Source organism: Pantoea sp. WEP (assembly GCF_041678305.1).
Taxonomy (GTDB): Bacteria; Pseudomonadota; Gammaproteobacteria; order Enterobacterales; family Enterobacteriaceae; genus Pantoea; species Pantoea dispersa.
Genome location: NZ_JBGNXB010000001.1, coordinates 4092825 through 4111630, shown reverse-complemented (window position 1 = coordinate 4111630; position 18806 = coordinate 4092825). Strand labels below are relative to the sequence as shown.

Here is an 18806-nt window from a genome sequence, read left to right as displayed (position 1 = left end):
TCTGGCGATCGCTAAAACCGTGTGATTAGCGGTTTTTTAGCCATTGAACAATATACTCTGCAACCTGCTCAGGCTGATTGATATCCAGCACCGGTACCTGAAGCGCTAACGCTTCATCCGTCGCTACGGCAATCACCCAGTCGTCCAGCAATTCATCAATTTCTCCCTTAACGCCGCGCCGCCATAGCACCATCCTGGGTACGGGTTCCTGTTTAAACCCCTCGACCAGCACCAGATCCAGCGTTGCAGCGTCCATACGGCTTGCCAGCTGCGCTAAACTAAGCGGCTGTTGTGGCGTTTCACACATTAACGCCCAGCGTTGTTCGCTGGCGACGATCACCTGATCGGCTCCCGCTTTGCGCAGCAGATAACTGTCTTTTCCCGGCGTATCGATGTCCATCTGATGATGGGTATGCTTGATCAGCCCGGGGCGAATGCCCTGCGCTCTCAGTAGCGGAATCACCTGTTGTAACAGGGTGGTTTTGCCGGTGCCACTCCAGCCCACCACCGCCAGTAACGGCACACTCATCACGCACTTTCCTCATTAACCAAATCGTCAGGCGTATTGATATTGCGGAAGGCGGCTTCATCATCATCAAACAGTACGCCGTGTCCGCCATGTTCTCGCATAAACTGCATCAGACGACATTCTCCGCGCAGCAGCCACGCTTCCAGATCATCGGCCAGCGCACGATGCACCAGGGCCAGCGCCGGATGATCACGCTGACCCGATGTCACCCACACGGCGGCGGCTGCACCACGCTGCTGCCACAGCCGTGCAACAAAATCCTGCGGTAGCCACGGCGTATCGCAGGCGCAAAACGCCACCCATTCGGTCTGGCTGTGCCGCAGGCCGCTGAGCATTCCTGCCAGCGGACCGGGATAATCAGGCAGCGAATCACGAATCACCTGACAACCACTTGCCTGATAACGATCAATGTTACGGTTGGCGCTAATCAACACAATATTGACCTGCGGCTGTAAACGCTGCAGAACGTGCTGATAAAGCGGTTTGCCCTGTAATGGCAGCAAGCCCTTATCCTGACCTCCCATACGGCTGCCTTGCCCGCCTGCGAGGATCACACCGGTAAATGCGGTCATCTTCGTCTCCCTGTTTATTCTGGACGATACTTAACTCGCGGTAGCGAACCACCTGCGCAAAGGAATCAATGATGAAATATCACCGACTCAATGAACTGCTCGAACTGCTGCAGCCTGCCTGGCAGCAAGAACCCGATCTCAACCTGCTGGCATTTTTACAAAAACTGGCGCAGGAATCAGGTTTCAGTGGCCCATTAAGTGAATTAAGCGATGACGTATTGATTTACCATCTCAAAATGCGTGATGCCGGTAGTCAGGCTGTGATCCCGGGTCTGAAGAAAGATTATGAAGTGGACTTCAAAAGCGCGCTATTACGTGCGCGCGGTGTGATCAAGGATGATGAGTAGTGTTATCCTTGCGCGTTCAACGCACAGGTAACACACAGGCACAATGATGAGCGAAGCCGCTTTTAATTTTCAGACGCTGAATCCCGACGTCATCCTTGATGCGCTCTGGGATGCCGGTCTGCGGGTCGAGTCCGGCTTAACCGCCCTGAACAGCTACGAAAACCGCGTCTATCAGTTCAGCGATGAGGATAAGCGACGCTATGTCGCTAAGTTCTATCGTCCGCAGCGCTGGAGCGCCGCACAGATCGCTGAAGAGCATCGGTTTGCTCAGGATCTGCTGGACGATGAAGTGCCGGTTGCCGCACCGCTGGCGCTGCAGGGCAATACGCTCAATCAGCACGCTGGCTTTATGTTCGCGGTGTTTCCCAGCCTCGGTGGCCGGCAGTATGAAACCGACAATGAAGAGCAGATGGAGTGGGTAGGTCGTTTCCTTGGCCGTATCCATCAAACCGGACGCCACAGCCCGTTCCGCCAGCGGCCCACTCTGGGCCTGCAGGAGTATGTGGTTGAGCCACGTCTGCAGCTGGAACAGAGCACGCTGGTGCCCGCCTCGCTGAAGGATGCGCTACTGAAGGCGTTAGATAAACTCAGCGCCACGCTGCAGCAGAGCTGGCATAGCCAGTGGCAACCGCTCCGGCTGCACGGTGACTGCCATCCCGGCAATATTCTGTGGCGCGATGGGCCGATGTTTGTCGATCTCGATGACGCGCGCACCGGCCCGGCAGTGCAGGATTTGTGGATGCTGGTGAACGGCAGCCGTCAGGAGCAATTGATCCAGTGGGATATTTTGCTGGAAGCGTATAACGAATTTGGTGATTTCGATTTACACGAATTGACACTGATTGAGTCTTTACGCGCCATGCGCATGGTTTATTATCTGGCCTGGGTGGTACGCCGCTGGCAGGATCCCGCTTTTCCGCGCGCCTTCCCCTGGATGACCGATGAGGACTTCTGGCGCCGGCAGATTGCACTATTTATCGAGCAGGAAAAGTTGTTACACGAACCGCCGTTACAGCTTAGCCCGCAATTTTAATGAAGTACTCAGGAGATGTTCTCACGATGAAAAAGATTTGGTTTGCGCTGGTAGGTTTGATGCTGGCATTTAGCGCCTCAGCGGCACAGTTCAACGACGGCAAACAGTACGTTACGCTGCCAAAACCGGTCGCCGGTGAGCCGCAGGTTATGGAATTCTTCTCCTTCTTCTGCCCGCACTGCTACCAGTTTGAACGCATTTACCACGTCAGCGATGCGGTGAGAAAGAATCTGCCAGCGGATACCAAAGTGACCAAATATCACGTTGATTTTCTCGGCGGCGACTTCGGTCCGGTGGTCACGCATGCGTGGGCAGTGGCAATGGCGCTGGGTGTGGAAGATAAAGTGACCGCACCGATTTTCGACGGCATCCAGAAGACCCAGACCATTACCGACGCAGCCAGCCTGAAAGAAACCTTTATTAAAGCAGCGGGTATCACCTCTGAAGATTACGATGCAGCGTGGAACAGCTTCGCCGTGAAGGCGCTGGTCGCACAGCAGCAGAAAGCGGCCTCGGATGTTAATCTGCAGGGCGTACCGGCGATTTTCGTTAACGGCAAATACATGGTTAACAACGGCGGCCTGGACACCAGCTCAATGGATAACTTCGTGGCGGATTATGCCAACGTCGTGAAATTCCTGGTTGAGAAAAAGTAATTAAGCGCTGACAACGCGATGGCTTATGCTGTAGCGGCGCGGTTATCACCCGCCGCTACAGTGAAACCAACCCACACCATATCCTTAATTCACTAAGCCATTCATCCCTTACCGCCAGCGTTTTTTGATTACCCTTTCGCTTAATATCCACATAGACGATCGCCTTTTTAAAAAGGTGTTTCGTATCACGGCAAGATTATAACTGACTGATTGTAAAAGCATTTTAACCGTAAAATGATTGCAATTAACGTAAATAACAATACGTTATGAATTTTACGCACAAAGTTATCCACAAGATGATCCTTGCGATCCGCGCCGCGTAACCGCGAAAAAGATCCTCACTTTCTGCTGTTACTTCAACATTGTTCGCTGGTTGTGGCATCCTTATAACCCTGATTATCGCAACGAAGAAAATACAAACCTATGGCGCAAATTGCAGAAAATCCCCTGATTCTGGTAGATGGCTCTTCCTACCTCTACCGTGCATATCATGCCTTTCCGCCGCTGACCAACAGTGCGGGTGAGCCAACCGGCGCCATGTATGGTGTGCTCAACATGCTGAAAAGCCTGCTGATGCAGTATCAACCCAGCCATGTGGCTGTGGTCTTCGATGCCAAAGGCAAAACGTTCCGCGATGAGCTGTTTGAAAATTACAAATCGCATCGTCCACCGATGCCGGACGATTTACGCGCGCAAATCGCGCCGCTGCATGAAATGGTAAAAGCCATGGGGCTGCCGCTGCTGGCGGTGTCCGGCGTGGAAGCCGATGACGTGATTGGCACGCTGGCGCTGGAAGCGGAAAAGCAGGGGCGTGCGGTGCTGATCAGCACCGGCGATAAAGACATGGCGCAGCTGGTGACGCCGGGCATTACTCTGATTAACACCATGACCAACACCGTGCTCGGTCCGGAAGAAGTCGAGCAGAAATACGGAGTACCGCCTTCGCTGATTATCGATTTCCTCGCCATGATGGGCGACAGCTCGGACAACATCCCGGGCGTACCGGGCGTGGGCGAGAAAACCGCACAGGCGCTGCTGCAGGGGCTGGGCGGCATGCAATCCATCTACGACAACCTTGATAAAGTGGCCGGGCTCTCCTTCCGTGGAGCAAAAACCATGGCGGCGAAGCTGGAGCAGAATCGCGATGTGGCGTTTCTCTCCTACCAGCTGGCGACCATCAAAACCGATGTGGAACTGGAGCTGGCCTGCGAGCAGCTGACGGTTAACGAGCCTGACGTTGAAGCATTGCAGACGCTGTTCAGCCGCTATGAATTCAAACGCTGGCTAGCCGATCTGCAGGAAGGAAAATGGCTGCAGGGTAAAAAGAGCAATAGCCAGGCGCAGAAATCGCTGCCGGATGAACCCGTCGTGGCCGCAGCGGAAACGGTCAGCGTGCTGTCATCCGACGGCTATGTCACCATCCTCGACGAGGCGACCTTTGCCGACTGGCTGAAAAAACTGCAAAGCGCCGACGTGTTTGCTTTTGACCTGGAAACCGATTCGCTGGATACCCTGAGCGCCAATATTGTCGGCATTGCCTTCGCCGTGGCACCGGGCGAGGCCGCTTACCTGCCGGTGGCGCATGACTATCTTGACGCGCCACCGCAGCTGGATCGCGCCGCGGTGCTGAAGCAGCTGAAACCGCTGCTGGAGGACAGTAAAGCAGCGAAGGTCGGGCAGAATCTGAAGTACGATCGTGGCGTGCTGAAAAATTACGATATTGAGCTGAACGGCATCAAATTCGACACCATGCTGGAGTCTTACTGCCTGAACAGCGTCGGCGGCAAGCATGATATGGACAGCCTGGCGGCCCGCTGGCTTAACCACAAAACCGTCACTTTCGAAGAAATCGCCGGTAAAGGTAAAAATCAGCTCACCTTCAATCAGATCGCGCTTGAGCAGGCGGCGCACTATGCGGCAGAAGACGCTGACGTCACGCTGCAGCTGCACCTGCAAATGTGGCCGAAGCTGGAGCAGGAAGCTGGTCCAAAGCAGGTATTCGAGGCGATTGAGATGCCGCTGGTGACGGTCATTTCCCGCGTAGAGCGCAACGGTGTGCTGATCGATCAGAACATCCTCGCGAAACATTCGCAGGAGCTGACCACGCGTCTGGCCGAGCTGGAGCAGAAGGCGCACGAGCTGGCCGGCGAGCCTTTCAACCTCTCCTCCACCAAACAGCTGCAAACCATTCTGTTTGAGAAGCAGGGGATTAAGCCGACGAAGAAAACGCCGGGCGGCGCGCCATCGACCAGTGAAGAAGTGCTGGCTGAGCTGGCGCTCGACTATCCGCTGCCGAAAGTGATTCTTGAGCATCGCGGCCTGTCGAAGCTGAAATCCACTTACACCGATAAGCTGCCGCAGATGATCAATCCGATCACCGGCCGGGTACACACCTCTTATCACCAGGCGGTGACGGCCACCGGACGACTCTCCTCGACCGACCCGAACCTGCAAAACATTCCGGTGCGCAACGAAGAGGGACGGCGCATCCGTCAGGCGTTTATTGCGGGCGCGGATAAGCGCATCGTGGCTGCCGACTATTCGCAGATTGAGCTGCGAATTATGGCGCACCTGTCGCAGGACAAAGGCCTGCTGGATGCGTTTGCGCAGGGTGAGGATATCCACCGCGCCACGGCGTCTGAAGTGTTTGGTGTGGCGCTGAGCAAGGTTTCCGGTGAGCAGCGCCGCAGTGCGAAAGCAATCAACTTCGGACTGATTTATGGCATGAGCGCATTTGGTTTGTCGCGTCAGCTGAACATTGGTGCCGGCGAAGCGAAGAAGTACATGGATCTCTACTTTGAGCGCTATCCGGGCGTGCTGCGTTATATGGAAGCGACGCGCGCGCAAGCCGCGGATAAGGGATACGTCGAGACGCTGGATGGTCGTCGTCTGTGGCTGCCGGACATCAACTCCAGCAATGCCATTCGCCGTAAAGCTGCCGAACGTGCGGCGATCAACGCACCGATGCAGGGCACCGCAGCGGACATCATCAAACGTGCCATGATCGCCGTTGACGGCTGGCTGCTGCAGCAGAACAGTGACGAGGTGAAAATGATCATGCAGGTACACGATGAACTGGTATTTGAGATCCACAAAGATGCCGTCGCAGGTGCCAGCCAGACGATCCGCGAACTGATGGAGAACAGCATGAAGCTGGATGTACCGCTGCAGGTTGAAGTGGGAACCGGTGATAACTGGGATCAGGCGCACTAAGGGCCCGCTGCCCGCCGCAGATGCAGGCGGCGGGTAACGTCATAAGAAAAAAGTTTACTTAATCGGTTCAGCCGGTCATCAAAACTGCCGGTAAAATACAGGTTAAGTAACTGCTTATCGGCTAAGCATTTTTTTGGTAATTAAACTACATGCCCTGCGCGAAAATGTGACGAAGCTGGTAAAAAAGATGTCGAATTCTGAAACTTAACAACAAAAAACCCTTTGTTGGTCAGAAAAAATCGGGTAAAGTTCATCGCGTAGGGTACAGAGGTAAGATGTTCTATCTTTCAGACCTTTTACTTCACGTAATCGGATTTGGCTGAATATTAGCCGCCCCAGTCATTTATGACTGGGGCGTTTTTTATTGGGCTTTTTCTGAAAAAAAGCGGACGCAAAGGCCCGCTCTGGCGCTATTCTGACAGCGCTTCACCGTCGCCTTCCTGCGCCGGGGTCAGCTCGCTAAACCAGGTATCGAGTTTCTGACGCAGCTTATCGACGCCCAGTTTTTTCAGCGATGAGAACATCTCGACCTGGACATCGCCCATAAATGCCAGCGATGCTTCACGCACCATGTTCAGCTGCGCTTTACGGGCACCGGAAGCCAGCTTGTCGGCTTTGGTCAGCAGAATCATAACCGGAATACCGCTCTGCACCGCCCACTCAACCATTTGCTGATCGAGATCTTTAAGCGGATGGCGGATATCCATCAGCACCACCAGTCCTTTCAGGGCCTGACGTTTCTGCAAATATTCACCCAGCGCGCGCTGCCATTTACGCTTCATCTCTTCCGGGACTTCCGCATAACCGTAACCTGGTAAATCCACCAGGCGTTTGCCTTCCACCACTTCAAACAGGTTAATCAGCTGCGTGCGGCCTGGTGTTTTACTGGTACGCGCCAGGCTTTTCTGGTTGGTCAGGGTATTCAGCGCGCTGGATTTGCCTGCATTTGAGCGCCCGGCAAAGGCAACTTCAATGCCCGTATCCGCCGGTAGATGACGAATATCCGGCGCGCTGAGCATGAAATGGGTGACGTGATAGTTCAAAGCAGACAATGTAAAACTCCAGCAGAATGATCGGGCAATGGCGCTGATTATACCTGTTATGGCGCAAAAGTGCCCGACAGGCGTCTTAACGCGCCATTTTGTAAGAGATCGCCGCTAACTGCTACCAGTGATGACGGATTCATGCAACATTCATTCTTTATATTACTGTTTATTTTCATGGTCTTACGCTAAATATGAAAAAGACCGCTCTAAATTAGAGACAAGTCTCACTTGTTCAATTTACTGTTTGGTCTACATTTGTTGTCAGTGCACGGCAGCACCCATCAGGATGATGAGCTCAGGAGCGTCGGGGATGACCGCGAGCATGGCAGGAGAGCGATTCAGGCAGGAATCGGACAGGGACAGGGATTACTCGCAGGAGCGATGTGGCGATGGAGCAACCGGGACGTTGTGAGCCGTAAAGGATTTGACGCGTGTTTCCTTCGTATGAAGGTGCGAAATAAGGCGATAGCACAGGCTATCGCCTTTTTTCTTTGTCATCTTTCTGCTAGATTTCGCCGCAATTCTATACTGAACTCACCAGGCATCGCCGAGACCGAACACATGAAGCAACCTGCACCAGCCCAGCGTGGCAAACCTGCTGCTAAAGCGAAACGCAAATCGCGTGAAGAACTGAACCAGGAAGCCCGCGATCGCAAGCGCGATAAAAAGCACAGCGGCCACAAATCCGGCAGCCGCGCCAACCCGGAAACGCAAAGCGCCGGTAAAGGGCACAGCAAAAAGAGCGCCGATCCGCGCGTGGGCAGCAAAAAGCCGGTCGCGCTGGTGGCGGACGGCAAAACCCTGCCCGAGAAGAAAGTGGCGAAGCCAAAGCCCAAAGCCGAAAAAGTGCGTCTGACGCCGCAGGAAGAGCTGGCGAAGCTGGAGAACGATGAGCGTCTCGACACGCTGCTCGATCGCCTTGAGAGCGGCGAAACCCTGAGCGCAGAAGATCAGGCGTGGCTGGATGAGACGCTGGATCGCATCGACGAGCTGATGGAAACGCTGGGCATTGCGCTGGACGACGACGCCGAAGATGAGCAGGCAGAAGAGGATATGATGCGCCTGCTTAAGGGCCACTAACCGCCATTTTTGATCGGCATGCGGCTTTGCGCATGCCGCGCTAAACAGGTATTCACCTATGTTTTGGCCTGGATCAATTTTAGCGCTGCTGCTGACATGTTATCTGCTGTGGTTATTGTTTAAACTACGCCGCCTGTCGCGGCTGAAATCGCGCTTACGGCGGCGTTCCGCCCAGCGCTTCGTCTCCTCTTCTGCCACGCGACACGCCCTCAGACGACGTCACCGTAAGGAGTGAGCATGTCATCGCAGCAGATTGAGTGGGATCAGCGGCTCATCGAAAAATACAATTACGCCGGTCCACGCTACACCTCCTATCCCACCGCGCTGGAATTCAGTGAAAGCTTTGGCGCGAGCGATTTTCAGCGCGCGGTTGAGCGCTATCCCGAGCGCGCGCTATCGCTGTATGTGCATATCCCGTTCTGCCATCGTCTGTGTTACTTCTGCGGCTGCAATAAAATCGTGACGCGCCAGCTGCACAAGGCCGATCGCTATCTGGAGGTTCTGGCGCAGGAGATTCGTCAGCGCGCTCCGCTGTTTGCCGGCCGTCGCGTTACGCAGCTGCACTGGGGCGGCGGCACGCCCACCTTCCTTAATCAGCAGCAGGTCAGCCGGCTGGTGGCGCTGCTGCGCAGCCATTTCGACATCGCTGACGATGTGGAGATGTCGATCGAAGTCGATCCGCGTGAAATTGAGCTGGAGATGATCGATCATCTGCGCGCAGAGGGCTTCAATCGCCTGAGCATGGGCGTGCAGGATTTCAACAAGGCGGTGCAGGAGCGGGTCAACCGCGTTCAGGATGAAGAGACCATTTTCGTCCTGGTGCAGCGTGCCCGCGCGCAGGGATTCCGCTCAGTCAGTCTGGATTTAATCTACGGCCTGCCGCTGCAGACGCCAGAGAGCTTTGCCTTTACGCTGCAGCGGGTGATTGCGCTCAATCCGGATCGTCTCAGCGTCTTCAACTATGCGCACATGCCTGCGCTGTTTGCCGCTCAGCGCAAAATCAAAGATGAGGAGCTGCCGACGGCGGCGCAGAAGCTGCAAATCCTGCAGCAAACCATCGCGACGCTGACCGGTGCGGGTTACCAGTTTATTGGCATGGACCACTTTGCCAAACCGGATGATGAACTGGCGGTGGCGCAGCGCGCCGGCGTACTGCATCGCAACTTCCAGGGTTACACCACGCAGGGCGAAACCGAACTGCTCGGGCTGGGCGTTTCGGCCATCAGCATGCTGGGCGACAGCTATGCGCAGAATCAGAAAGAGTTAAAAGCCTGGTATGCCAGCGTTGAGCAGCAGGGCCATGCGCTGTGGCGCGGTTTAACCCTGAGCGAGGATGATTGTCTGCGGCGGGATGTAATTAAAGCGCTGATCTGTAACTTTGCGCTGGATTTTGCCGACATCGAAGCCCGGTGGCCAGTGGTGTTTGAACGCTATTTTGCTGAGGATTTAGCGCTGCTGGCGCCGCTGGTGGCGGACGGCTTGCTTGAGATCGGTGAGCGCCGGCTGCAGGTCACCGGCATTGGCCGTCTGCTGATTCGCAACATCTGCATGTGCTTTGACCGCTATCTGCGGCAGAAAGCGCGCATGCAGCAATTTTCGCGGGTGATTTAAGCATAAAGGGAGCCAGCGCTCCCTTTATGTTAACTGAACAGACTGACGCTGATGGCGCAGACCACGGCGGCCAGCGCGGTTTGCGGTGAGTGAGTCACAGCATTACCGATTGCCGCCACGTTATGCGCGATCAGCTGGATGACAGATTGCAACATGTTAGCCTCTCCCGATTGCCGCCCGTATGATACTGAACGGCACCGGTCTGTACAGATGTTACGCGCAGAAAGTGTGCAATAAATAACCCTTTTACACTTTTCCGCGTTATTCCATGCCCAGTTCTTTCAGTTTACGCGTGAGCGTATTGCGGCCCCAGCCCAGTAAACGTGCCGCTTCCTGCTTGTGGCCCTGCGTATGACGCAGCGCAGTGGTCAGCAGCGTACGCTCCATCTCCGGCTGTGCTTCTGACAGCAGGTTTTGATGACCGGAACGCAGCGCGCGGTCTGCCCACTGCGCCAGCAGCGTTGCCCAGCTGTCCGGCAGCGACTGCACCGGATTTTCCGGCGTACTCGACTCAAACAGCTCCGGCGGCAGATCCTGAATCAGCACTTCCTGGCCCGCGGCCATCACCGTCAGCCAGCGGCAGGTGTTCTCCAGCTGACGCACGTTACCCGACCAGTGCAGTCGCGTCAGCGCGGCTTCGGTCTCTGGGTGCAGAATTTTCGCTTCCACGCCCAGCTCACGCGCTGCGACCTGCAGGAAGTAGCGCGCCAGACGCGGAATATCCTCGCGACGTTCACGCAGCGGCGGCAGATGCACGCGAATCACGTTGAGGCGATGGAACAGGTCCTCACGGAACTTGCCCTCCTGCACGCGCAGCTCCAGATTCTGGTGGGTAGCGGCGATGATGCGCACATCCACTTTGACCGGCGCATAGCCACCAACACGATAGAACTGACCATCGGCCAGCACGCGCAGCAGGCGCGTCTGTACATCAAGCGGCATATCGCCGATTTCGTCGAGAAACAGCGTGCCGCCATCGGCCTGCTCAAAGCGGCCCTGACGAATCTGGTTCGCGCCGGTAAACGCGCCTTTCTCGTGGCCAAACAGCTCCGATTCGATCAAATCCTTCGGGATCGCCGCCATATTCAGCGCGATAAACGGGGATTTGGCGCGCGGGCTGTGGCGATGCAGCGCATGCGCGACCAGCTCTTTACCGGTACCGGACTCGCCGTTGATCAGCACGCTGATCGACGAACGCGACAGGCGCCCGATGATGCGGAAGACATCCTGCATCGCCGGCGCTTCGCCGATGATGTCGGTGGTCGGGCCGCTTACCGGCTGATTGCGCGGCTGTTGCTGCTCCTGATAGTGACTGATGGCGCGCTCTACCAGTGCGACCGCTTCATCAATATCAAACGGCTTTGGCAGGTAATCAAACGCGCCCTGCTGATAAGCGCTGACCGCCGCGTCGAGGTCCGAATGCGCGGTCATAATGATGACCGGCAGCATCGGATGACGCTGTTTGATCTGCTTCAGCAGCGCCAGACCATCCATGCCTGGCATACGAATATCCGACAATAATACGTCCGGGGTTTTGGTCGAGAGCGCATCCAGCACCTCGTTGCCGCTGTCAAAGGTGGCGCAGCTTAAACCGGCTCCAGTGAGCGCACGTTCAAGCACCCAGCGGATGGAGCTATCGTCATCGACGATCCAGACTATCCCTCGTTGCATAGAAACCTCACTGGCGAATAGGCAGGTAAACCGAGAATTCGGTGTGGCCTGGCCAACTGTTAAATTCAATTTTTCCCGAATGCTGATCAATCAGGCTGCGGGCGATAGAGAGACCTAAACCGGTGCCGCCTTCGCGTCCGCTGACCATCGGATAGAACAGCGTATCCTGCAGCTGGGCCGGAATGCCCGGGCCATCATCTTCAATGTCGATACGCGCCACCAGCCGGTAACGCGTGCCGTGTAACGTCAGCTGAAACGCGGTACGGGTGCGGATGACAATGGTGCCGCCCGCTTCGCCCAGCGCCTGCAGCGCGTTACGCACCACGTTGAGCAGCACCTGCTCAATCTGGTCCGGGTCGTGCGGCAGCTCCGGCAGGCTGGGGTCATAATCACGCACCAGCGAGACGTTTTCCGGCAGCTCCATCGACACCAGGTTAACCACACGTTCAGCCACCTGATGGATGCTCTGGGTCACGTGCAGTCCGGGCTGCTGCGGACCCAGCAGGCGGTCGACCAGGTTACGCAGCCGGTCGGCCTGCTCAATAATCACTTTGGTATATTCATTCAGCGCCGGATCGGGCAGGGCGCGCGATAACAGCTGCGCCGCGCCGCGCAATCCGCCGAGCGGGTTTTTAATTTCGTGCGCCAGGCCACGAACCAGATCGCGCGCGGCAACCTGCTGGGCGTGCTGAATCTGCTCCTGGCTGAGACGGCGCTGATTATCCATCGGCGCCATTTCCAGCAGAATAAATCCGTCGGGTAGACGCTGTGCCGTGAGCGACATAATGTGCGCGCGGCCATCCACCACTAACGTGACTTCGCTATCGGTAAAGCCCTGGCCTGCCCCTAAACTCTCGCTCATTACCTCAATGTTCAGCGAAAAATAGCCGGTAAGTTCCGGTAAGGGCGTGCCGAACAATTTTCGTGAGCTTTGCGCCAGTAACTGCTGGGCCGCCGGGTTGGCGTAGTGGATAACCAGATCGTTATCGACCAGCAAAATACTGTTGATCAGGGAGTTGAGAATCTGCCCCGCGTCGGGCAGCGTGCCAGTTGCCATACAGCGTTCCTCTGCACTAAATTAGTGCATTATAGCCTTTGGGGACGCAAATCTATCCGTCGAACGATGAATTCGCGGTGAAAAAAGCCCATCCGGAGATGGGCTAAAGTTTCCACGGCAACAAAAAATCTTCAGCGCCAGGATTAGCACCGTCGCGGCGATGGCGGCTACGGTGCATCTGCGCGAATCTTTTAAGGATTAAACGCTGTAGTACAGTTCGAACTCAACCGGGTGCGGCGTCATGCGTACGCGGTCGTTGTCAGCTTTACGCAGTTCGATGTAAGCATCGATAGCGTCGTCGGTGAACACGCCGCCACGGGTCAGGAACTCGCGGTCTTCGTTCAGTGCATTCAGCGCTTCTTCCAGTGAACCGGCCACTTTTGGAATCTCAGCTTCTTCTTCCGGCGGCAGGTCGTACAGGTTTTTGTCCATCGCATCGCCAGGGTGGATCTTGTTGATCACGCCGTCGAGGCCGGCCATCAGCAGTGCGGTGAACGCCAGGTATGGGTTAGCCGCTGGATCCGGGAAGCGCGCTTCGATACGACGTGCTTTCGGGCTGGCCACCACCGGGATACGGATAGAGGCAGAACGGTTACGTGCTGAGTAAGCCAGCATTACCGGTGCTTCGTAGCCTGGGACCAGACGCTTGTATGAGTTGGTGGTCGGGTTTGCCAGGGCGTTGATGGCTTTAGCGTGCTTGATGATACCGCCGATGTAGAACAGGGCAGTTTCAGACAGGCCGCCGTATTTGTCGCCAGAGAACAGGTTTACGCCGCCTTTAGACAGTGACATGTGGCAGTGCATACCGGAACCGTTGTCGCCAAACATCGGCTTCGGCATAAAGGTCGCCGTTTTGCCGTAGGCGTGCGCGACGTTGTGCACGACATATTTGTAGATCTGAATTTCGTCAGCTTTCTTGGTCATGGTGTTGAAGCGGGTAGCCACTTCGTTCTGACCCGCGGTTGCCACTTCGTGGTGATGCGCTTCAACCACCAGACCCATCTGCTCCATGGTCAGACACATGGCAGAACGGATGTCCTGTGAAGAGTCAACCGGTGGCACCGGGAAGTAGCCGCCTTTCAGACCTGGACGGTGACCTTTGTTACCGCCTTCGTACTCTTTACCGGTGTTCCAGGCTGCTTCGATGTCGTCGATAGCCACGTGTGAGCCGGAAGTTGAAGAGCCGAAACGGATGTCGTCAAACAGGAAGAACTCTGGCTCAGGTCCGAACAGTACGGTGTCGGCGATGCCGGAAGAACGCAGGAACTCTTCTGCGCGCTTGGCAATGGAGCGCGGGTCGCGATCGTAGCCCTGCAGCGTGCCTGGCTCGAGAATGTCACAGCGGATGATGAGCGTCGGATCTTCGAAGAACGGATCCATTACGGCAGTTGTTGCATCCGGCATCAGCACCATGTCTGATTCGTTAATGCCTTTCCAGCCTCCGATGGAAGAGCCATCGAACATTTTGCCTTCTTCGAAGAAGTCAGCGTTAACCTGGTGAGCAGGGATAGTAACGTGCTGTTCTTTACCTTTGGTATCGGTAAAACGCAGGTCAACAAACTTAACTTCGTGCTCGTTCATCATCGAGAGAACGTGTTCAGCGGACATACTCAACTCTCCTGGAAATGGTCATTTTGTCGTCGTGGTGAGAGAACTTCTGTTGCCGGGAATGTGTCACGACTACTGACCACCCCTGACCAAGATCTCGGCAAGCTCTTCAACCGTTGTGCAACTGTCGTTTTCGCTTAAAAGATATAAAGCGAATTCTGTGCCAACTTTATTACAATGGTGAAAATGGCGCTGTGATGCGCCCTGCGGTGAGACGACGGCTGCACCAGCGTGGATGGAATGCACCAAAATAGTGCCGTCAGTTTAGGGGTAAGCACTCAAATGGTGCAAAGCGCCATCAAAGTGCAGCTTAATGCACCGTTATTGGTGCTAAAAACGCGCACTGCGAGAATCTTTCGGCGAAAACTGTGATCATGTTCAGTCTTTCGCTTAATCCGTGTACAATACCGCGTTATTTCTATAATGCCTGAGGCAAAGCTGTGATCGAAAATTTGCGTAACATCGCCATCATCGCGCACGTTGACCATGGTAAGACCACCCTGGTTGACAAACTGCTGCAACAGTCCGGTACTTTTGATGCCCGTACCGAAGCGACTGAGCGCGTGATGGACTCCAACGATTTGGAGAAAGAGCGTGGGATTACCATCCTCGCGAAAAACACCGCCATCAAATGGAACGACTACCGTATCAACATCGTTGATACCCCGGGACACGCCGACTTCGGTGGTGAAGTTGAGCGCGTCATGTCCATGGTGGATTCGGTGCTGCTGGTTGTAGACGCGATGGATGGCCCTATGCCGCAAACCCGCTTCGTAACCAAGAAAGCCTTTGCCCACGGTTTGAAGCCGATTGTAGTCATCAACAAAGTTGACCGTCCCGGCGCGCGTCCGGACTGGGTTGTTGACCAGGTATTTGACCTGTTCGTCAACCTCGACGCGACTGACGAGCAGCTCGATTTCCCGATCATTTATGCGTCTGCGCTGAATGGTATCGCCGGTCTGGATCACACCGACATGGCTGACGACATGACCCCGCTGTATCAGGCCATCGTCGACCACGTTTCTCCACCGCAGGTTGAAATTGAAGCCCCACTGCAGATGCAGATCTCGCAGCTGGACTACAACAACTACCTCGGCGTAATCGGTATCGGCCGCATCAAGCGCGGTAAAGTGAAGCCAAACCAGCAGGTTACTGTGATCGACAGCGAAGGGAAAACCCGTAACGCGAAAGTCGGTAAAGTGCTGGGCCATCTGGGTCTGGAGCGTATTGAATCCGACCTGGCTGAAGCGGGCGACATCATCGCTATCACCGGTCTGGGCGAGCTGAACATCTCCGACACCATCTGCGACACGCAGAATGTGGAAGCGCTGCCAGCGCTGAGCGTGGATGAGCCAACCGTAACCATGTTCTTCAACGTCAACACCTCACCGTTCTGTGGTAAAGAAGGTAAGTTTGTGACGTCGCGTCAGATCCTTGAGCGTCTGAACAAAGAGCTGGTGCACAACGTAGCGCTGCGCGTAGAAGAAACTGAAGATGCTGATGCATTCCGCGTATCCGGTCGTGGTGAGCTGCACCTGTCAGTTCTGATCGAGAATATGCGTCGTGAAGGCTACGAGCTGGCGGTATCCCGTCCGAAAGTTATCTACCGTGAATTCGAAGGCCGCAAGCAGGAGCCATTCGAAAACGTTACCCTCGACATCGAAGAAACCCATCAGGGTTCAGTGATGCAGGCGATGGGTGAGCGTAAAGGCGACCTGAAAAACATGGATCCGGATGGTAAAGGCCGCGTACGTCTCGACTACGTGATCCCAAGCCGTGGTCTGATCGGCTTCCGTAACGAATTCATGACCATGACTTCCGGTACCGGTCTGCTGTACTCCACCTTCAGCCACTACGACGACGTGCGTCCGGGCGAAGTGGGCCAGCGTCAGAACGGCGTGCTGATCTCCAACGGTCAGGGTAAAGCGGTTGCCTTCGCCCTGTTCGGCCTGCAGGATCGCGGTAAGCTGTTCCTCGGTCACGGTGCGGAAGTGTATGAAGGCCAGATCATCGGTATTCACAGCCGTTCTAACGACCTGACCGTAAACTGCCTGACCGGTAAGAAACTGACCAACATGCGTGCGTCAGGTACTGACGAAGCGACCACCCTGGTACCACCGCAGAAAATGACGCTGGAGCAGGCTATCGAGTTCATCGATGATGACGAACTGGTAGAAGTGACGCCGCAGTCAGTACGTATTCGTAAACGCCACCTGACCGAGAACGATCGCAAACGCGCGTCTCGCGGCAGCAAAGAGTAAGCGAAATCGTCTGATAATGAGCCCCGCACCCGCGGGGCTTTTTTTTGCCTGCCGTCTGAGGCAGCGCGACCCGCACGAAATCAGACCCCGCTTGCGGAATGCGGATTTCCCCTAAGCGTACCTGTTCAGGCTTGCCTTTTACCGCTAGAGTGAATGATCCAGGGAACGTAGAGGAGAGGTGTCATGCTGTACATCTTTGATTTAGGCAATGTGATTGTTGATATCGATTTCAATCGGGTACTCGGCGTCTGGAGCGATCTGGGACGCGTGCCGCTTGCCACGCTGCAGAGCCGTTTTCGCATGGACGAGACCTTCGAGCAGCACGAGCGGGGCGAAATCAGCGACCCGGAGTTTGCCGCCCGGCTGTGTGACCAGCTCGATATTGCCCTGAGCTATCCGCAGTTCACCGCTGGCTGGCAGGCGGTGTTTGTCGGCGTGCGTCCGGAAACGCTGGCGATCATGAACCAGCTGCGCGCCAGCGGCGAGCGCGTGGTGATTCTGTCTAACACCAACCAGCTGCATTTCGAGTTCTGGCCAACGCAGTATCCGGAAGTGCAGCAGGCTGCTGACCACATCTATATGTCGCAGGATATCGGCATGCGCAAACCAGAAGCGCGCATCTGGCACTACGTACTGGAGCATGAAGGCTTCACCGCCGATCAGGCGGTATTCTTTGATGACAACCAGGCCAATGTTGATGCGGCGCGCGCGCTGGGCATTGAGAGCGTGCTGGTCGAAGATGCGAAAACCGTGCCTGACTGGTTTGCGAGCCGTCGCTGAGTGACCATGCGAACTCATCTGCGCCACTCGGCGCATGCGTTTTTCCTGTGGATCAAACTGCTGTGGCGCCGCATTGATGAAGACAACATGACCACGCAGGCCGGTAATCTGGCCTACGTGTCGCTGCTGGCGCTGGTGCCGCTGATTGCCGTGGTATTCGCGCTGTTTGCCGCCTTCCCGGTGTTCTCGGACATCAGCGTGCAGCTGAAGAACTTCATCTTCACTAACTTCATGCCAGCCGCCGGGGATGTGATTCAGCGCTATCTCGATCAGTTTGTCGCCAACGTCAACAAAATGACGGCGGTGGGGGCGGTCGGGCTGATTGTCACGGCGCTGCTGCTAATGCACTCGGTCGACAGCGCGCTCAACGCCATCTGGCGCAGCGATAAGCCGCGCCCGATGGTTTACTCCTTTGCGGTCTACTGGATGATCCTGACGCTGGGACCGCTGCTGGCCGGTGCCAGTCTGGCTATCAGCTCCTATCTGCTGTCGCTGCGCTGGGTGAACGTGACCGGCGTCACCAGCCTGATCGATCAGGCGCTGCGCATCTTCCCGCTGGTTCTCTCCATTCTCGCCTTCTGGCTGCTGTACAGCATTGTGCCGACGCGGCGCGTGCCGGGACGCGATGCGTTGATAGGTGCGGTGGTCGCGGGTCTGCTGTTCGAGCTGGGCAAAAAAGGCTTCGCGCTCTATGTTACGATGTTTCCTTCGTATCAGTTAATTTACGGCGTGCTGGCGGTGATCCCCATCCTGTTTCTGTGGGTTTACTGGACCTGGTGTATTGTGTTGTTAGGCGCGGAAGTGACCGTCACGCTGGATGACTATCGCCAGTTAAAACAGCAGGAACGCGATAAAGAACGAGAGGAAACATGATTGCTTTGATTCAGCGTGTGACGCGCGCCAGCGTCAGCGTGGATAACGCCACGGTGGGCGAAATTGGCGCCGGTCTGCTGGTGCTGCTGGGGGTAGAAAAGGGCGATGACGAGCAGAAATCACAGCGCCTGGCGGAGAAAGTGCTGGGCTACCGCATCTTTGGCGATGAGAACGACAAAATGAATCTCAGCGTACAGCAGACAGGCGGTAGCGTGCTGGTGGTTTCGCAATTCACCCTGGCGGCCGACACGCAAAAAGGCATGCGTCCCTCTTTCTCTGGCGGCGCGCATCCGGCGGAAGCGGAGCGCCTCTATCACGACTTCAGCGATCGCTGCCGGGCGCTGGGCGTCACCACCGCCAACGGGCGCTTCGCCGCCAATATGCAGGTTTCGCTGATTAACGATGGTCCGGTGACCTTCTGGTTACAGGTGTGAGATTTTTAGCCGAGCGGCAAGGGATCAGCCACGCA

At 55.9% G+C, this 18806-nt stretch carries 17 protein-coding genes; 10 read left to right on the top strand and 7 right to left on the bottom strand.

Annotation, left to right across the window (positions count from 1 at the left end; all coding sequences use genetic code 11):
* Window positions 1-25: 25 nt before the first annotated feature.
* Window positions 26-529 (bottom strand): molybdopterin-guanine dinucleotide biosynthesis protein MobB, encoded by a 504-nt coding sequence (gene mobB, locus ABVR31_RS19170; protein WP_315655518.1) that lies wholly within the window; start codon window positions 527-529, stop codon window positions 26-28.
* Window positions 529-1101, bottom strand: a complete 573-nt coding sequence (gene mobA / locus ABVR31_RS19165; protein WP_372773946.1) for a molybdenum cofactor guanylyltransferase MobA — start codon at window positions 1099-1101, stop codon at window positions 529-531. Before mobA ends, mobB begins: the two co-directional genes overlap by 1 nt.
* A 71-nt stretch (window positions 1102-1172) precedes the next feature.
* Between mobA and ABVR31_RS19160 the strand changes: the two genes are divergently transcribed.
* The 4 genes from ABVR31_RS19160 (at window position 1173) to polA (ending at window position 6350) form a co-directional block, all read left to right on the top strand.
* Complete coding sequence (locus ABVR31_RS19160; RefSeq protein ID WP_021313943.1) at window positions 1173-1448, top strand: YihD family protein; 276 nt, start codon at window positions 1173-1175, stop codon at window positions 1446-1448.
* Window positions 1449-1494: 46 nt separating this feature from the next.
* Window positions 1495-2481 carry a serine/threonine protein kinase gene (locus ABVR31_RS19155; RefSeq protein ID WP_315655636.1) on the top strand — a complete coding sequence of 329 codons (987 nt, stop codon included), beginning with the start codon at window positions 1495-1497 and terminating at the stop codon, window positions 2479-2481.
* A 26-nt stretch (window positions 2482-2507) separates the two neighbouring features.
* Complete coding sequence (gene dsbA, locus ABVR31_RS19150; RefSeq protein WP_021507125.1) at window positions 2508-3137, top strand: thiol:disulfide interchange protein DsbA; 630 nt, start codon at window positions 2508-2510, stop codon at window positions 3135-3137.
* 423 nt (window positions 3138-3560) lie between these two features.
* Window positions 3561-6350 carry a DNA polymerase I gene (polA, locus tag ABVR31_RS19145; RefSeq protein ID WP_059011683.1) on the top strand — a complete coding sequence of 930 codons (2790 nt, stop codon included), beginning with the start codon at window positions 3561-3563 and terminating at the stop codon, window positions 6348-6350.
* A gap of 410 nt (window positions 6351-6760) precedes the next feature.
* Here the strand turns inward: polA and yihA are convergent, their stop codons facing one another.
* Window positions 6761-7402, bottom strand: coding sequence for a ribosome biogenesis GTP-binding protein YihA/YsxC (gene yihA / locus ABVR31_RS19140; protein WP_031279643.1), 642 nt, complete (start codon window positions 7400-7402; stop codon window positions 6761-6763).
* Between the two features lie 555 nt (window positions 7403-7957).
* Here yihA and yihI point away from each other — a divergent pair.
* Both yihI and hemN read left to right on the top strand, forming a co-directional pair.
* Window positions 7958-8476: a Der GTPase-activating protein YihI gene (yihI, locus tag ABVR31_RS19135; protein ID WP_058770999.1), complete on the top strand. Its 519-nt coding sequence runs from the start codon at window positions 7958-7960 to the stop codon at window positions 8474-8476.
* A 237-nt stretch (window positions 8477-8713) separates the two neighbouring features.
* Window positions 8714-10087 carry an oxygen-independent coproporphyrinogen III oxidase gene (hemN, locus tag ABVR31_RS19130; protein WP_372773943.1) on the top strand — a complete coding sequence of 458 codons (1374 nt, stop codon included), beginning with the start codon at window positions 8714-8716 and terminating at the stop codon, window positions 10085-10087.
* A 29-nt stretch (window positions 10088-10116) separates the two neighbouring features.
* Here hemN and ABVR31_RS19125 read toward each other — a convergent pair whose 3' ends face one another.
* From ABVR31_RS19125 to glnA, 4 genes are all read right to left on the bottom strand, one after another.
* On the bottom strand, window positions 10117-10242 hold the full coding sequence (locus tag ABVR31_RS19125) for a YshB family small membrane protein (protein WP_021507120.1): 126 nt from the start codon (window positions 10240-10242) through the stop codon (window positions 10117-10119).
* 106 nt (window positions 10243-10348) lie between these two features.
* Window positions 10349-11758: a nitrogen regulation protein NR(I) gene (gene glnG, locus ABVR31_RS19120; RefSeq protein ID WP_031279642.1), complete on the bottom strand. Its 1410-nt coding sequence runs from the start codon at window positions 11756-11758 to the stop codon at window positions 10349-10351.
* Window positions 11759-11765: 7 nt separating this feature from the next.
* Window positions 11766-12815, bottom strand: a complete 1050-nt coding sequence (gene glnL, locus ABVR31_RS19115) for a nitrogen regulation protein NR(II) (RefSeq protein WP_021507118.1) — start codon at window positions 12813-12815, stop codon at window positions 11766-11768.
* A gap of 198 nt (window positions 12816-13013) precedes the next feature.
* The gene (gene glnA, locus ABVR31_RS19110; RefSeq protein ID WP_031279641.1) at window positions 13014-14423 is read right to left on the bottom strand and encodes a glutamate--ammonia ligase; all 1410 of its coding nucleotides are present in this window, start codon (window positions 14421-14423) and stop codon (window positions 13014-13016) included.
* A 440-nt stretch (window positions 14424-14863) separates the two neighbouring features.
* On the opposite strand from glnA, the gene typA reads away from it, so the two are divergent.
* The 4 genes from typA (at window position 14864) to dtd (ending at window position 18771) form a co-directional block, all read left to right on the top strand.
* Window positions 14864-16684: a ribosome-dependent GTPase TypA gene (typA, locus tag ABVR31_RS19105; protein ID WP_058759442.1), complete on the top strand. Its 1821-nt coding sequence runs from the start codon at window positions 14864-14866 to the stop codon at window positions 16682-16684.
* 183 nt (window positions 16685-16867) lie between these two features.
* Window positions 16868-17464 carry a glucose-1-phosphatase gene (gene yihX, locus ABVR31_RS19100; RefSeq protein ID WP_021507115.1) on the top strand — a complete coding sequence of 199 codons (597 nt, stop codon included), beginning with the start codon at window positions 16868-16870 and terminating at the stop codon, window positions 17462-17464.
* Window positions 17465-17470: 6 nt separating this feature from the next.
* The gene (locus tag ABVR31_RS19095) at window positions 17471-18337 is read left to right on the top strand and encodes a virulence factor BrkB family protein (RefSeq protein ID WP_021507114.1); all 867 of its coding nucleotides are present in this window, start codon (window positions 17471-17473) and stop codon (window positions 18335-18337) included.
* The gene (dtd, locus tag ABVR31_RS19090; protein WP_021507113.1) at window positions 18334-18771 is read left to right on the top strand and encodes a D-aminoacyl-tRNA deacylase; all 438 of its coding nucleotides are present in this window, start codon (window positions 18334-18336) and stop codon (window positions 18769-18771) included. Before ABVR31_RS19095 ends, dtd begins: the two co-directional genes overlap by 4 nt.
* Window positions 18772-18806 lie beyond the last annotated feature (35 nt).